Annotated in this window: 14 protein-coding genes; 4 read left to right on the top strand and 10 right to left on the bottom strand. The window is 60.0% G+C overall.

The features are described 5' to 3' along the window. The first annotated feature begins 224 nt into the window (after nt 1-224). The 3 genes from D7I37_RS07135 to D7I37_RS07125 all read left to right on the top strand — a co-directional run bounded on the left by D7I37_RS07135 (nt 225) and on the right by D7I37_RS07125 (nt 2,820). A complete protein-coding gene (locus tag D7I37_RS07135) occupies nt 225-950 on the top strand; it encodes a 4'-phosphopantetheinyl transferase superfamily protein (protein ID WP_129543488.1) in 726 nt (241 codons plus the stop codon). Nucleotides 951-1,121: 171 nt separating this feature from the next. Further along, nucleotides 1,122-1,688, top strand: coding sequence for an NADPH-dependent FMN reductase (locus tag D7I37_RS07130; protein ID WP_129543487.1), 567 nt, complete (start codon nt 1,122-1,124; stop codon nt 1,686-1,688). Between the two features lie 79 nt (nt 1,689-1,767). Further along, nucleotides 1,768-2,820, top strand: a complete 1,053-nt coding sequence (locus D7I37_RS07125) for a hypothetical protein (RefSeq protein ID WP_129543486.1) — start codon at nt 1,768-1,770, stop codon at nt 2,818-2,820. Nucleotides 2,821-2,854: 34 nt separating this feature from the next. On the opposite strand, the gene D7I37_RS07120 is transcribed toward D7I37_RS07125, so the two are convergent. Continuing rightward, on the bottom strand, nt 2,855-4,192 hold the full coding sequence (locus D7I37_RS07120; RefSeq protein WP_129543485.1) for an NCS2 family permease: 1,338 nt from the start codon (nt 4,190-4,192) through the stop codon (nt 2,855-2,857). Nucleotides 4,193-4,518: 326 nt separating this feature from the next. On the opposite strand from D7I37_RS07120, the gene yieH reads away from it, so the two are divergent. After that, a complete protein-coding gene (gene yieH / locus D7I37_RS07115; protein WP_095099902.1) occupies nt 4,519-5,187 on the top strand; it encodes a 6-phosphogluconate phosphatase in 669 nt (222 codons plus the stop codon). Here yieH and D7I37_RS07110 read toward each other — a convergent pair. The 9 genes from D7I37_RS07110 to glmS all read right to left on the bottom strand — a co-directional run bounded on the left by D7I37_RS07110 (nt 5,184) and on the right by glmS (nt 14,447). Next, the gene (locus tag D7I37_RS07110; protein WP_129543484.1) at nt 5,184-5,924 is read right to left on the bottom strand and encodes an amino acid ABC transporter permease; all 741 of its coding nucleotides are present in this window, start codon (nt 5,922-5,924) and stop codon (nt 5,184-5,186) included. The genes yieH and D7I37_RS07110 overlap by 4 nt on opposite strands. A 1-nt stretch (nt 5,925) precedes the next feature. Then, nucleotides 5,926-6,639 carry an amino acid ABC transporter permease gene (locus D7I37_RS07105; protein ID WP_129543483.1) on the bottom strand — a complete coding sequence of 238 codons (714 nt, stop codon included), beginning with the start codon at nt 6,637-6,639 and terminating at the stop codon, nt 5,926-5,928. Between the two features lie 78 nt (nt 6,640-6,717). Further along, nucleotides 6,718-7,557, bottom strand: a complete 840-nt coding sequence (locus D7I37_RS07100; protein ID WP_061800288.1) for an ABC transporter substrate-binding protein — start codon at nt 7,555-7,557, stop codon at nt 6,718-6,720. Nucleotides 7,558-7,725: 168 nt separating this feature from the next. Next, nucleotides 7,726-8,460 carry a phosphate signaling complex protein PhoU gene (phoU, locus tag D7I37_RS07095; RefSeq protein WP_061800286.1) on the bottom strand — a complete coding sequence of 245 codons (735 nt, stop codon included), beginning with the start codon at nt 8,458-8,460 and terminating at the stop codon, nt 7,726-7,728. A gap of 11 nt (nt 8,461-8,471) precedes the next feature. Continuing rightward, complete coding sequence (gene pstB, locus D7I37_RS07090) at nt 8,472-9,242, bottom strand: phosphate ABC transporter ATP-binding protein PstB (RefSeq protein ID WP_370671129.1); 771 nt, start codon at nt 9,240-9,242, stop codon at nt 8,472-8,474. A 54-nt stretch (nt 9,243-9,296) separates the two neighbouring features. Continuing rightward, nucleotides 9,297-10,187: a phosphate ABC transporter permease PstA gene (gene pstA, locus D7I37_RS07085; RefSeq protein WP_061800284.1), complete on the bottom strand. Its 891-nt coding sequence runs from the start codon at nt 10,185-10,187 to the stop codon at nt 9,297-9,299. Between the two features lies 1 nt (nt 10,188). Next, nucleotides 10,189-11,145 (bottom strand): phosphate ABC transporter permease PstC, encoded by a 957-nt coding sequence (pstC, locus tag D7I37_RS07080; RefSeq protein ID WP_061800282.1) that lies wholly within the window; start codon nt 11,143-11,145, stop codon nt 10,189-10,191. A 96-nt stretch (nt 11,146-11,241) separates the two neighbouring features. Further along, entirely contained in the window at nt 11,242-12,282 is a 1,041-nt protein-coding gene (gene pstS / locus D7I37_RS07075) for a phosphate ABC transporter substrate-binding protein PstS (protein ID WP_061800281.1), read from the bottom strand. Nucleotides 12,283-12,617: 335 nt separating this feature from the next. Then, nucleotides 12,618-14,447, bottom strand: a complete 1,830-nt coding sequence (glmS, locus tag D7I37_RS07070) for a glutamine--fructose-6-phosphate transaminase (isomerizing) (RefSeq protein ID WP_061800279.1) — start codon at nt 14,445-14,447, stop codon at nt 12,618-12,620. Nucleotides 14,448-14,669: the final 222 nt, after the last annotated feature.

The following is a 14,669-nucleotide window of genomic DNA, read 5'->3' as shown; positions in this document are numbered from 1 at the left end:
GTGCTTTATAATCAAATTTGTAGGTGGCTTTCTCCAGCTTCTGCATCGGTAAATAAACTTGATTTGCCCCCCCGCCGTTGCGCGGGGGCATCTTCCGCTCATTATCTCCCAGAAGACTCAATAAATAGGATAAAACGCATACCGTTTTTTGATGATAAATCCTCGACTTAGGCTTAATCTAACACCCCTGCGTTATCAGCGACCCCTCTGTCATGGAGTGAACAATGGCGTGTCATTTTGCCCGATGGAGCCCAGCCTCCACCGTTCTGGATACCCGGAGACTCTCCGCCGAGGTGATTGCCGCAACCGCCGCATTTTCCATTAAGCGCCGCCAGCGTTTCCTGCAGGGGCGCATTTTGCTCGCCGAGCTGATGTTCTATCTGTATGGGCTGCCCCTGCTGCCGCCCATCGCCACCACGCCGACCGGCCGTCCCTGTTTCGCCGATCACCATCTGCCGGATTTCAGCCTGGCCTATGCCGCCAATACCGTCGGCGTGCTGCTGAGCGCCGAAGGCAAGGTCGGGCTGGATATCGAGGTGATGCGCGCGCGCGGCGGGCGTCAGAATGCGCTGCAGCCCCCGCACCCAACGCCGGCGGAAACCGCCTGGATCGCCGCGCAGGACGATCGGCTGGAGGCGGAAACCCAGCTGTGGAGCATCCGTCAAAGCGTGTTGAAAATTTCCGGGCTGGGCAACAGTGGCCAGTCGACGCTGCGTTTGCACCCGTTCTCCGGCCATCTGCGCTCCAGCGCCACCCCCGAAGTGCAGGTGATGAGCGATGCCGATGAGTACCTGAGCTGGGCCTGCGCGCGCGCGCCGGGACTGGAACGGCTGGTGTGCTGGCAATACGAAGATCCGCAGGGGCTGCAAAAGGACGGCGAGATCTCTGTGCGTTCTCCGGCCGAATCGACCCGCTTCGTCAGGCTGACCAGCCTGAACACCCCCGGCTGAAAGCGGCCACGGCGCAGACACCAAGATAAAACTTTCTTTAACGGATTAATTTCTGAAGAAAATTGTAAAGTCAGCTAAATATTCAGCAATTGCCTATTCTCACCTGCCCGTTTGGCCTACTATTTGTCCACGTTAGCCGCTGAATCTGTTCATTCGAAAGGGAGAATCACCATGTCAGACCAAGCATTAAAAATCGTCACCCTGCTCGGCAGCCTGCGCAAAGGCTCTTACAACGCCATGGTGGCTCGCGCCCTGCCAGGGCTTGCGCCGCAAGGCGTCGCCATCGAAGCGCTGCCTTCCATCCGCGATATTCCGCTATACGACGCCGACCTGCAGCAGGAGGACGGTTTTCCCGCCGCGGTTGAAGCCATCGCCGAGCAAATCCGTCAGGCCGACGGCGTGATTATCGTCACCCCCGAATACAACTACTCGGTGCCGGGCGGGCTGAAGAATGCCATCGACTGGCTGTCGCGCTTGCCGAATCAGCCGCTGGCCGGCAAACCGGTCGCCATTCAAACCAGCTCCATGGGGCCGATCGGCGGCGCGCGCTGCCAGTATCACCTGCGTCAGATCCTGGTGTTCCTCGATGCGATGGTGATGAACAAGCCGGAGTTTATGGGCGGCGTCATCCAGAACAAGGTGGATGAGCAGGCCGGCGAGCTGATTGAACAAGGCACGCTGGATTTCCTGACCGGCCAGTTGTCCGCGTTCAGCGACTTTATTCGTCGCGTGGAGTGATCGCCCCTGCGGCGCCCGCTCAGGCGCCGCGGCAGGACAAGAAGTCCTTAAACTCATTAAAAATTAAAGCCATACCATTATGCATTTTTTTATTTTAGCCGTGCTTTTCGCTTTCATCACCAGACCCGCATTCGCCGCAGAGGTGCGCTATCCCGCCGGCGAAGAACCGATAGCATTGCCGGCGCACAGCCCGCTGAACGCCCAGCTGTCGCGCTCGGCGCAGAACCAGGATGATAAAAAGCTCGAGGCCATGTCGCTGTACCTGACGCTGATGCGCGAAGACGGCCGCAACGTCTGGGCGCCCTACCAGCTGGCGGCCTCTTCGGCGGAAAAAGGGCAAACCGAGCTGGCGGAGCGCTATCTGCAGCTCAGCGCCAACCGCGGGCTGTGGTATTACTACAATTTGCTGGAGGACGACGCTTTCAACAGCATCCAGCACAGCGCCACCTATCAGTCGATCCTCGCCGCCACCAAGGCGCGCTATCTGCAGCACGCCCGGCAGTTTGAAGGCAAGGCCAGCGTTGCCCTGCCTGACGGCGCGCCGCCGCCGGAAGGCTGGCCAACGGTGATCTTCCTGCATGCCTACGGCAAAGCCGCCGCCATCAGCCCGGAAGAGCGGCTGCTGTTCGGCGAAATGGGCGTGGCCTACATCGAGATTAACGGTACCCAGATGCTGTCGGAAAACAGCTTCCGCTGGTCGAACTACAGCGATGAAAGCACCCAGAGCGCCATCCAGCGCACGCTCCGGCAGTACGCCCCGCAGTTGAAGCTGAATACCCAGCGGGTTTATCTCAGCGCCCGCGGCCAGGGCGCGCTGCATGCCGCCAACCTGGTGGCGAAATACCCGCAGTTTTATGCCGGGGCGTTACTGATCGCCCCCAACGGCGACATCGAGCCGGCGCAGCAGTCGCTGGCGGCGCATAAAAGGATTGTGGTGGCGTATTACGATCGGCAGAAATTCAGCGATCAGGCGCTGGCGCTGCATTTCGCCAATCTGTTCGGCGAGGAGAATCAGGTGCGAACGCTGCATTTCGCTCAGGGCGAGGATGTGGCCGGCAGCTGGCAGGCGCGGTTCAAACGGCCGCTGCAATGGGTGCTCAATCAGGCGCCGGACGCGACGCCGGGAGCGTAAATCAGCGGGGCCGGCACACGCGGCCCCGTTTGCATCAATGACCGTCGACGAAGGCAATCTTCAGCACAAACAGCAGCGCCACCACGATCACGCACGGGCCGATCTCGCGCCAGCGGCCGGTGCCGAGCTTCATCACGCAGTAAGAGATGAAGCCGAGCGCGATGCCTTCGGTAATCGAGAAGCTGAACGGCATCATCACCGCGGTGACGAACGCCGGCACCGCCTCGGTCAGGTCGTCCCACTTCACCCGCGCCAGGCTGGCGGTCATCAACACGCCCACGTAGATCAGCGCACCGGCGGCGGCGTAAGCCGGCACCATGCCCGCCAGCGGCGAAAGGAAGATCACCAACAGGAACAGAATGCCGGTCACGACGGCGGTCAGGCCGGTACGGCCGCCGACGGCCACGCCGGACGAGCTTTCGATATAGGCGGTGACGGAAGAGGTGCCCGCCAGCGAACCGGCGACCGAGCTGATGCTGTCGACGAACAGCGCCTGCTTCATGCGCGGGAATTTGCCGCTCTCATCGGTCAATCCGGCCTTGTCGGTCACGCCGATCAGCGTGCCGGAAGAGTCGAACAGGTTAACCAGCATGAAGGAGAAGATCACGCCGGCCAGGCCAAGGTTCAGCGCGCCGGTCAGATCGACCTGGCCCACCACCGAGGTGATGCTCGGCGGCATGGAGAACACGCCGCCGTATTTGACGTCGCCCAGCGCCCAGCCGATCAGGGTGGTCACCACGATGGATACCAGCACCGCCGCATGGAAGCTGCGTGAAGACAGCACCGCAATGATAAAGAAGCCGAGCGCCCCCAGCAGCACGTTGTGCGAGGTCAGGCTGCCGATGGTGACCAGCGTGTCCGGGTTGGCCACCACGATGCCGGCGTTTTTCAGCCCCATCATGCCGATAAACAGGCCGATGCCGCTGGTAATGCCGATCCTCAGGCTGACCGGGATGTTGGCGATCATCCAGTAACGAATGCGGAAAATGGTCAGCAGCAGCAGGCCGACGGCGCCCCAGAAGATAGCGCCCATGCCCACCTGCCAGGAAATGCCCATCGCCCCGACCACCACGAAGGCGAAGAAGGCGTTCAGACCCATCGCCGGCGCCAGCGCCACCGGCAGATTCGCCAGCAGCCCCATCAGAATGCTGCCGAAAGCGGCGATCAGGCAGGTGGTCACAAACACCGCCTGCGTATCCATGCCCGCCGCGCCCAGGATTTGGGGGTTAACGAACACGATATACACCATGGTCAGGAAGGTGGTGATACCGGCAATCGTTTCCGTACGCGCCGTGGTTCCATGCTGCTTGAGTTTGAACACGCGCCCAAGCAAACCTTGCTCTGCGGCAAGGCCAGATACTGGTTTGGTCATTATCAGAATTCCGAAGAGAGGAATGGACAGTCGCCGCTATCCCATACCCAAAATAATTTGGACTCGCATCACGACGGCAAGGACGCCCCCGGAAGCTTACACAAGTAAGTGACTGGGGTGAGCGCTCGCAGCCAACACAGATGCGGTTTCAAGTATGACGGGTATATAACAAAAAGTCAGGCTTTTGACGTCGCTCACAGGTTTTTTTCGCCGTCTTTACGGCCATAATCCCCAACTCATCGGCAAACCGGCATTAAGGGGTCGCAATCCTGGCCGATACGGTTAAAGTGAGGTATCTCCCCCTTTAACCCAGGACCCTTATCCCGATGGCTCAGATCGACTGCATTTTATTTGATTGCGACGGCACGCTGGTGGACAGCGAAGTGCTGTGCAGCAAGGCCTATGTGCACATGTTCGCCCACTATGGCATTCAGCTGTCGCTGGAAGAGGTGTTCAAAAAGTACAAAGGGGTGAAGCTGTACGAGATTATCGATCGGGTCAACGCCGAACACGGCGTCGCGCTGGCGAAAGAAGAGCTGGAGCCGCTGTACCGCCAGGAAGTGGCGCGGCTGTTCGACAGCGAGCTGCAGGAGATCCCCGGTGCGCGCAAGCTGCTGGCGCAGGTGACGGCGCCAATCTGCACCGTTTCCAACGGGCCGGTCGGCAAGATGCAGCACTCGCTCGGCCTGACCGACATGCTGCCCTATTTTGATGACCGGCTGTTCAGCGGCTATGACATCCAGCGCTGGAAACCGGATCCGGCCATCGTCTTTCACGCGGCGGAAAAGATGCGGGTGCCGGTGGAGCGCTGCATTCTGGTGGACGACTCCCCCGCCGGCGCCCAGGCCGGCATCGCCGCCGGCATCCCGGTGTTTTACTTCTGCGCCGATCCGCACAATCCGCCGATAGACCACCCGTTGGTGACCCCCTTCGACGATTTGAGCCAGCTGCCCGCGCTGTGGCGCGCACGCGGCTGGCAACTCACCCGCGATTAGCCGGCCGGCAGCGGCGGCTTGTTGCGCCACCAGCGCCAGGACCGCTTCAGCGCCCGGGTTTGCTCGCTGAAGCGGCGATTGACCGCGTTGGCCAGCAGGTCGAGCGCCAAACAGAAAATGAAGTATACCAGCGCGACGAACAGGAATACCTCCATCGGGTACACCATGCTGCGGTTGTTGACCTGCGTCGCCAGGAAGGTCAGCTCGCCGACGCCGACGATATAGGCCAGCGAGGTGTCCTTGATCAGGGAGATCCACTGGTTGATGAACGACGGCGCCATCATGCGCAGCGCCTGCGGCAGCACGATCATGCGCAGCGTTTGCCAACGGGTCAGCCCCAGCGACAACCCGGCCTGCCACTGCCCGGGGCCGATAGCGGCGATGCCGGCCTTCACCGCATGGGCCAGATAGGCCGAGGCGATCAGCGCCAGCGCGCACACCACGGTGGTAATTTCCGGGATGTCGACGCCAAATACGATGGGCAGCAGGAAATAGGTCCAGAAAATCAGCATGATCACCGGAATGGCGCGGAAAAAGCCCAGCGCCGCCGCCAGCAGCCCGGCCGCGACGCCGCGCGACATCGCCAACGCCACGCCGAGCAGCGTGCCGAGCATGGCCGAGGCCACGCCGGCCATCAGGCTGATCGCCAGCGTCAGCGCCGCGCCGCCCAACGGGCCGTCCGGCCAGGTGCCCCACAGCAGGTAGCCCAGGTTGTCGTAAATTACGCTGAAATCCATCTTAGTGCCCCCTCAGCGGCTTGCGCTGCTGGCGCCACATGCCCCAGCCTTCCAGCAGCGCGATGATGGCGATGTACAGCACCGTGGCGACGCCGAACGCCTGGAAGGTGCGCAGCGTTTCGGTTTCCACCTGTCGCGAAGCGTACGACAGCTCGGCGACGCCGATCGCCATGGTCAGCGACGAGTTCTTTATCACGTTCATGTACTGCCCCAGCAGCGGCGGCAAGGCGATTTTCAACGCCTGCGGCAGCACCACGTAGCGCATCGCCTGCCAGCCGGTCAGCCCCAGCGCGTTGGCGGCGTATTTTTGCCCGCCGGCGACGCCGCGGATGCCGGAACGGATCTCTTCGGCGATAAAGGCGGTGGAATACAGCGTCAGGCCGAAGAAGCCGGCGAGAAACTCAAACGACGGCCACTCAAGCGGGCCGATGCGGTGCGAGGCGTTCAACCACTGCATGGAGCCGGCAGGCAGGATCTGCCCGGCGGCGAAGTACCAGAAAAACAGCTGCACCAGCAGCGGCGTATTGCGGAACAGCGAACTGTAGGCCACCGCCAGCCAGCGCAACGGGCGCAGGCTGCTGTCGCGCATCGCCGCCAGCAGGAAACCCAGCAGCGTAGCCGCCAGGCCCGCACAGGCGGAGAGCCACAGCGTCAGCAGAAACCCTTGCCACAGCCAGCTCAGGTATTGCGGCGCCAACAGCCAGTCCAGATTCATGGTCATTCCTTGTCTTGCAAAATGCGTCAGGGGCGCAGCAAGCTGCGCCCCTACTCTCGCCTATCAGCCTGCCGACAATCAGGCCTTCGGCTGTTGATCCAACGGCGCGATCTTGAAATCGCCGCGCGGCTGCGCCGACTTGGTGTCCGGCCCGAACCAGCGATCGTAAATTTTCACCGCTTCACCGTCTTTTTCCAGCTTGATCAACGTGTCGTTGATGGTGGCGGTCAGGCGATCCTCGCCTTTCGGGATCCCCACGCCCTGGTATTCTTTGGTGATGCTGAACGGCGAGATCTCGAAGTCCGCCTTCTGCGCCGCCGGCAGGTTGCCGAGCAGGCCCACCAGCTTGGCGTCGTCCTGGGTGATCGCCTGCACGTTGCCGTTGCGCAGTGCCACAAACGCCAGCGGGGTATCGTCGTAAGAGATCACCTTGGCCGTCGGGTAGTGTTCGCGCAGCGTGATCTCCTGCACCGTGCCCTTGTCCGCGCCGATGCGCAGCTTTTTGATGTCTTCCGGCGTTTTCAGCACGCCCTTGTGGGCGATAAATTTCTGGCCGGTGGCGAAATACGGCACGCTGAAGTTCACTTCCTTGGCGCGCTCGTCGGTAATGGTGAAGTTGGCGGCGATCAGATCGACCTTCTTCGACACCAGCAGCGGAATGCGGTTGGCCGGGTTGGTGGCGCGCAGCTCCACCTTCACGCCCAGCGCCTTGCCGATCGCCTCGGCGACGTCAACGTCGTAGCCCACCAGCTTTTTGCTTTGCGGATCGATATAGCCGAACGGCGGGTTGCTGTCGAACACCGCGATGCGCACCACGCCGGCTTGCTTGATATCGTCGAGTTTGTCCGCGTGCGCGGCGCCGGCGGCAAGGCCGGTCAGACTGGCTAACAGCGTTAAGGCCAAAGCGCGATGTTTCATAAACAGCTCCTAAGTGGTTGATGTCCTGCTGGCTGATAAGCTAGCAAGAGCCACATAGGTCAGGAAATAATATAAAAAGCTATATTTATAACCTTTATATCTTTAGGCGTTTCAGATGGAATAAAGGCGCAGAATACTGCGCCTTCAGAGGACAATGCCCGGGGAGAGTTACTCTTTTTCTTCGTTTTTGCCGTCGGCGGAAAGCAGCTTTTCCAGCGCGTCGCCGCCGATATGGCGAAAATCCTGGCCTTTAACGAAGTAGAAGATAAATTCGCAGATATTCTGGCAGCGGTCGCCGATGCGTTCGATCGAACGGGCGCAGAACAGCGCGGTCAGCACGCTCGGAATGGTGCGCGAATCTTCCATCATGTAGGTCATCAGCTGACGCACGATGCCTTCATATTCCTGGTCGACCTTTTTATCTTCGCGATAAATACGGATCGCTTCATCCAGATCCATGCGCGCAAAGGCGTCCAGCACATCGTGCAGCATCTGCACGGTATGGCGGCCCAGCGATTCCAGGCTGACCAGCAGCGGCTGATGCTGGTGCGAGAACTTCTCCAGCGCGGTGCGGCAGATCTTGTCCGCCACGTCGCCGATGCGTTCCAGCTCGGAAATGGTTTTGATGATCGCCATCACCAGGCGCAGATCGCTGGCGGTGGGCTGGCGCTTGGCGATGATGCGCACGCAGGCTTCGTCGATCGCCACTTCCATCATGTTGACCTTGGCGTCGCCTTCGATCACGCGCTTGGCCAGCTCGCCGTCCTGATTGTGCATGGCGGTGATGGCGTCGGTCAGCTGTTGCTCCACCAGCCCGCCCATGGTCAGCACCTGGGTGCGGATATGCTCGAGCTCTGCGTTGAACTGGCCGGAAATGTGTTTATTTAAATTCAGGTTATCCATGATGCGTCCTATCAACCATAACGGCCAGTGATGTAGTCTTCAGTCTGCTTTTTCTGCGGCGCAGTGAACAGGTTATCAGTATCACTGAACTCGATCAGTTCGCCCAGATACATAAATGCGGTGGAGTCGGAGCAGCGCGCCGCCTGCTGCATATTGTGCGTCACGATCACCACGGTGTAATCGGACTTCAGCTCGCTGATCAGCTCTTCAATCTTACCGGTGGAGATCGGATCCAACGCCGAGCACGGCTCATCCAGCAGCAAGACATCCGGGCGGATGGCGATGCCGCGGGCGATGCACAGGCGCTGCTGCTGGCCGCCGGACAGGCTGTAGCCGCTCTGGTGCAGCTTGTCCTTGGTTTCGTTCCACAGCGCCGCCTTGGTCAGCGCCCACTGCACGCGCTCGTCCATGTCGGCGCGCGACAGCTTTTCGAACAGGCGAACGCCGAAGGCGATGTTGTCGTATATCGACATCGGGAACGGCGTCGGCTTCTGGAACACCATGCCGACCTTGGCGCGCAGCAGAGCGATGTCCTGGTTATCGGTCAGGATGTTCTGGCCGTCCAGCAGGATGCCGCCTTCCGCACGCTGCTCCGGGTACAGCTGATACATCTTGTTGAAGGTGCGCAGCAGGGTGGATTTGCCGCAGCCGGATGGGCCGATGAACGCGGTGACCTTGTTCTTGGCGATATCCAGCGTGATGTTCTTCAGCGCATGGAATTTGCCATAGTAGAAGTTCAGATCGCGTACCTGAATTTTGCTGCTGGAAGCGTCAGTAACCATACTCATCAAGACTTCTCTCTTTTCATCAGCGCCGCCAGGGCAGCGCTCAAAATTTTATGAATGCTTTTTCTTGGCGAAAACCACACGCGCCAGAATATTCAGTAACAGTACGCACAGGGTGATCAACAGCACCCCGGCCCAGGCCAGCTGCTGCCATTCGGCGAACGGGCTCATGGCGAATTTGAAAATGGTCACCGGCAGGTTGGCGATCGGCTGCATCAGGTCGGTGCTCCAGAACTGGTTCGACAACGAGGTGAACAGCAGCGGAGCGGTTTCCCCGGCGATACGCGCAATCGCCAGCAGCACGCCGGTGATAATGCCGGACACCGAAGCCTTCAGCGTGATGGCGGAAATCATGCGCCATTTCGGCGTGCCCAGCGCATAGGCCGCTTCGCGCAGCGTGTCCGGCACCAGCTTCAGCATGTTCTCGGTGGTACGGATGACGATCGGCACCTGCAGCAGCGCCAGCGCGATAATGCCGGCCCAGCCGGAGAAGTGCTCCATCTTCGCCACCACGATGGTGTAGACGAACAGCCCCACCACGATCGACGGCGCAGACAGCAGAATATCGTTGATAAAGCGGATAACCTCCGCCAGCCAGGATTTGCGGCCGTATTCCGCCAGGTAGATGCCGGCCATGATGCCCAGCGGCGTGCCGAATATCGTCGCCCACAGGATCAACAGCCCGCTGCCGGCGATGGCGTTGGCCAGGCCGCCGCCCGCGGTGTTCGGCGGCGGGGTCATTTCGGTGAACAGCGCCAGCGACATGCCGTCGACGCCCTTGGTGACGGTGGAGAACAGGATCCACACCAGCCAGAACAGGCCAAACACCATGGTCGCCATCGACAGGAACAGCGCCAGGCGGTTCTTCTGCCGGCGCCAGGCCTGCATTTTGCGGCGGCTTTCCGCCAGCGCTACGTTGTTTTGCATATCCATCGTCGTCACCTTAGCGGCCCTCGTTCTTGGCCAGACGCATGATCATCAATTTCGACAGCGCCAGGACGATAAAGGTAATCACAAACAGAATCAGGCCCAGCTCCATCAGCGCGGCGGTATGCACGCCCGATTCCGCTTCGGCGAATTCGTTGGCCAGCGCCGAGGTGATGCTGTTGCCCGGCATATACAGCGAAGCGCTGTCGAGCTGGTAGGTGTTGCCGATGATGAAGGTCACCGCCATGGTTTCACCCAGCGCGCGCCCCAGGCCCAGCATAACGCCGCCGATCACGCCGTTCTTGGTGAACGGCAGCACGATGCGCCAGATAACTTCCCAGGTGGTGCAGCCGATGCCGTAGGCCGATTCTTTCATCATCACCGGGGTTTGTTCGAACACGTCGCGCATTACCGCGGCGATGTAAGGGATGATCATGATGGCCAGGATCACCCCGGCGGCCAGAATGCCGATGCCGAAGGCCGGGCCGGAGAACAGCTCACCGACGATCGGAATGCCGGACAGCACCTCGCCGACCGGGGTCTGGAAATACTCGGCGAACAGCGGGGCGAACACGAACAGACCCCACATGCCGTAAACGATGCTCGGGATCGCCGCCAGCAGCTCGATGGCGATGCCCAGCGGGCGCTTCAGCCAGTTTGGCGCCAGTTCGGTCAGGAACAGCGCGATGCCGAAGCTCACCGGCACGGCGATGATCAATGCAATCAGCGAGGTGACCACGGTGCCGTAGATAGGCACCAGCGCGCCGAACTGCTCGGCCGGCGCATCCCACTCTTTGGTCCACAGGAAGGCGAAGCCGAATTTCTGCATGCTCGGCCAGGAGGCGAAGATCAGCGAAACAATAATGCCGCCCAGCAACAATAGGGTAATCAGCGCAGCCAGTCGAACCAGCGCGCTGAAGATGACGTCACCATTTTTACTCGGTGCTTTAATGGTCGGCTTGTACTCAGCCATAGATTGCTCTCTGTTTTAACCCTGGCAGGCCCACCCAATACGGGCTGAACCCTGAAAAACTGAGTGGGGCGCGGCGTTACCCGCGCCCCTGCGTTGTTAGTACAGCGCTTTACCGGAACTGTCTTTTACGTTGGTTTTCCATGCCGCGCGCACCTGCTCAACCACTTCGTTCGGCAGAGAAGCGTAGTCCAGGTCGTTAGCCTGTTTGGCGCCGGTTTTGTACGCCCAGTCGAAGAATTTCAGCACTTCGGCGCCCTGAGCAGGGTTTTTCTGCTCTTTGTGCACCAGGATGAAGGTGGTGGAGGTGATAGGCCACGCGTCCTCACCTTTCTGGTTGGTCAGGTCCTGTGCGAAGGTCTTGCTCCAGTCCACGCCTTTGGCGGCGTTGCTGAAGCTCTCTTCGGTCGGGCTCACCGGCTTGCCGTCTGCGGAGATAAGCTTGGTGTAAGCCAGGTTGTTCTGCTTGGCGTAGGCGTACTCAACGTAGCCGATGGAGCCAGGCAGACGCTGTACGAAGGCGGCGATGCCGTCGTTGCCCTTGCCGCCCAGGCCGGTTGGCCAGTTAACGGTAGAACCGGCGCCGATTTTCTCTTTCCACTGCGCGTTGGCCTTGGCCAGGTAGCTGGTGAACACGAACGAGGTGCCTGAGCCGTCAGCACGGCGCACCACGGCGATATTTTGATCCGGCAGCTTCACGCCCGGGTTCAGCTTGGCGATTGCCGGGTCATTCCATTTCTTCACGTTGCCCAGGTAGATATCGCCCAGGGTTTGGCCGTCCAGCGTCAGTTCGCCGGATTTGATGCCCGGAATATTGACCGCCAGCACCACGCCGCCGATCACGGTCGGGAACTGGAACAGGCCGTCAGCCGCCAGCTTGTCGTCGGACAGCGGGGCGTCGGAGGCGCCAAAGTCAACGGTATTGGCCACGATCTGCTTCACGCCGCCAGAGGAACCGATCCCCTGATAGTTAACTTTGTTGCCGGTTTCTTTCTGATAAGAATCTGCCCACTTGGCGTAAACCGGAGCGGGGAATGTCGCACCTGCACCGGTCAGGCTGGCAGCAGCGAACGCGGACACGGCGGTCAGGGAGAAAGTCGCTGCCACAATACTGGCGACGGTGGTACGCATCAGTTTCATAATCCCTCCTAATGGGATATTTAAAATCGACTTCGAGTCGTTTTAATCAGAGTAAGTATTGCTGCAGGAGGGAAAATAGGACAGTTTGGTGACAGAAAAATGTACGCAATATGACAGTTATATTACACCCGATAAAAACGGACTAACTCACCATAAAAATCAGCCAGTTAAATATAAAACACCTCAATTATCAATCAATAAAAAAACCGTTTTCACCCTATCTATCCGCTTGAATATGACAACTTTTATTCAAAATGTCGCTTCGGTGTCATGGTGGTTGCCGCCATGAAAAAAGCCGGCGCAGCGGCCGGCTTTTCGATGATGCCTGAGAAAAATTACTCTACGGTGACAGACTTCGCCAGGTTGCGCGGCTGGTCAACGTCGGTGCCTTTGATCAGCGCCACGTGGTAAGACAGCAGCTGCAACGGCACGGTGTAGAAGATTGGCGCCACGATTTCTTCGACGTGCGGCAGAGGGATGATGGTCATGCCTTCGCTGCTGACGAAGCCGGCGTCCTGATCGGCGAACACGTACAGCTGGCCGCCGCGCGCGCGCACTTCTTCAATGTTGGATTTCAGCTTTTCCAACAGCTCGTTGTTCGGCGCCACCACGATCACCGGCATATCGGCGTCGATCAGCGCCAGCGGGCCATGCTTCAGCTCGCCCGCCGCATAGGCTTCGGCGTGAATGTAGGAGATCTCTTTCAGCTTCAGCGCCCCTTCCATGGCGATCGGGTACTGATCGCCGCGGCCGAGGAACAGCGCGTGGTGCTTGTCGGAGAAACCTTCCGCCAGCGCCTCGATGTTTTTGTCCATCGACAGCATCTGCTCGATGCGCGCCGGCAACGCCTGCAGCGCATGCACGATGTCATGCTCGACGCTTTCCGCCATGCCCTTCAGGCGGCCGAGGCGCGCCACCAGCATCAGCAATACCGCCAGCTGGGTGGTGAAGGCCTTGGTGGAGGCCACGCCGATTTCGGTGCCGGCCCGGGTCATCAGCGCCAGATCGGATTCGCGCACCAGCGAAGAACCGGCCACGTTGCACACCGCCAGCGACCCCAGATAGCCCAGCTCTTTGGACAGGCGCAGCGCCGCCAGGGTATCGGCGGTTTCACCGGATTGGGACAGGGTGATGATCAGGCTGCCCGGGCGCACCGCCGATTTGCGGTAGCGGAATTCGGAGGCGATTTCGACGTCGCACGGTACGCCGGCCAGCGCTTCGAACCAGTAACGCGCCACCATGCCGGAGTGGTAGGAAGTGCCGCAGGCGATAATCTGCACGTGCTGTACCTTCGCCAGCAGTTCGTCGGCGCGCGGGCCCAGCTCGCTCAGGTTGATTTGCCCCTGGCTGAAACGCCCTTCCAGGGTGTTTTTCAGCGCCAGCGGCTGTTCGTAGATCTCTTTTTGCATGTAGTGGCGGTAAGCGCCCTTGTCGCCGGCGTCGTACTGCACCTGAGATTCGATTTCAGGGCGCTCGATGGCGTTGCCCTGCTTGTCGAAAATGCTGACGGTGCGGCGGGTCACTTCCACCACGTCGCCTTCTTCCAGGAAGATAAAGCGACGGGTTACCGGCAGCAGCGCCAGCTGATCGGAAGCGATGAAGTTTTCGCCGACGCCGCGGCCAATCACCAGCGGGCTGCCGGAACGCGCAGCCACCAGCACGCTGGGATCGCGGCTATCCATCACCACGGTGCCATAGGCGCCGCGCAGCTGCGGGATCACGCGCTGGACCACTTCCAGCAGCGTGCCGCCCTGCTTTTGCTCCCAGTGCACCAGGTGGGCAATCACCTCGGTGTCGGTTTCCGAGCTGAAACGATAACCGCGTTCGATCAGCAGTTCACGCAGCGGTTCGTGGTTTTCGATAATGCCGTTATGCACCACGGTAATGTAATCGGAAACATGCGGGTGCGCGTTCGCTTCGGTCGGTTCGCCGTGGGTCGCCCAGCGGGTATGAGCGATACCGGTGCCGCCGTGCAGTTCATGCTGCTCTGCGGCTTCGGAAAGCGCATTCACCTTGCCTACGCGGCGCAGGCGGCTGACGTTGCCTTCGGCATCAACCACCGCCAAACCGGCGGAGTCGTAACCGCGGTACTCGAGACGGCGTAAACCTTCCAACAGGATTTCTGCAATATCACGTTGCGCTACTGCGCCTACAATTCCACACATCAGTTGTATTCCTAATTAAACGCCCTTTAAGGACGCTTTCGATGTCTTGACCTGATTTTCGCCGGTTTTTACCGTGCGGCCCCGAGCCTGTAGATGGTGGGGATTATTATGTTTTGTATTGGGCTCTGCATTGGAGCGCAATATAAAACATACTCTTTATACTACCGCCCAATAGATTTCGGGCTGCAGCTAGGCGGCAAATGCCAGAATCCCCAGGAGCTT

This window comes from Serratia sp. 1D1416 (genome assembly GCF_003641105.1).
Classification (GTDB): domain Bacteria; phylum Pseudomonadota; class Gammaproteobacteria; order Enterobacterales; family Enterobacteriaceae; genus Serratia; species Serratia ficaria.
The sequence above is the reverse complement of the archived record's forward strand: the minus strand, read 5'-3'. Positions and strand labels throughout refer to the sequence as shown.

Bases quoted from the DNA above. Each gene is read 5' to 3' on its own strand.
- D7I37_RS07135 (WP_129543488.1), top strand. From the start codon at position 225: ATGGCGTGTCATTTTGCCCGATGGAGCCCAGCCTCCACCGTTCTGGAT.
- D7I37_RS07130 (WP_129543487.1), top strand. From the start codon at position 1,122: ATGTCAGACCAAGCATTAAAAATCGTCACCCTGCTCGGCAGCCTGCGC.
- D7I37_RS07125 (WP_129543486.1), top strand. From the start codon at position 1,768: ATGCATTTTTTTATTTTAGCCGTGCTTTTCGCTTTCATCACCAGACCC.
- D7I37_RS07120 (WP_129543485.1), bottom strand. From the start codon at position 4,192: ATGACCAAACCAGTATCTGGCCTTGCCGCAGAGCAAGGTTTGCTTGGG.
- yieH (WP_095099902.1), top strand. From the start codon at position 4,519: ATGGCTCAGATCGACTGCATTTTATTTGATTGCGACGGCACGCTGGTG.
- D7I37_RS07110 (WP_129543484.1), bottom strand. From the start codon at position 5,924: ATGGATTTCAGCGTAATTTACGACAACCTGGGCTACCTGCTGTGGGGC.
- D7I37_RS07105 (WP_129543483.1), bottom strand. From the start codon at position 6,639: ATGAATCTGGACTGGCTGTTGGCGCCGCAATACCTGAGCTGGCTGTGG.
- D7I37_RS07100 (WP_061800288.1), bottom strand. From the start codon at position 7,557: ATGAAACATCGCGCTTTGGCCTTAACGCTGTTAGCCAGTCTGACCGGC.
- phoU (WP_061800286.1), bottom strand. From the start codon at position 8,460: ATGGATAACCTGAATTTAAATAAACACATTTCCGGCCAGTTCAACGCA.
- pstB (WP_370671129.1), bottom strand. From the start codon at position 9,242: ATGGTTACTGACGCTTCCAGCAGCAAAATTCAGGTACGCGATCTGAAC.
- pstC (WP_061800282.1), bottom strand. From the start codon at position 11,145: ATGGCTGAGTACAAGCCGACCATTAAAGCACCGAGTAAAAATGGTGAC.
- pstS (WP_061800281.1), bottom strand. From the start codon at position 12,282: ATGAAACTGATGCGTACCACCGTCGCCAGTATTGTGGCAGCGACTTTC.
- glmS (WP_061800279.1), bottom strand. From the start codon at position 14,447: ATGTGTGGAATTGTAGGCGCAGTAGCGCAACGTGATATTGCAGAAATC.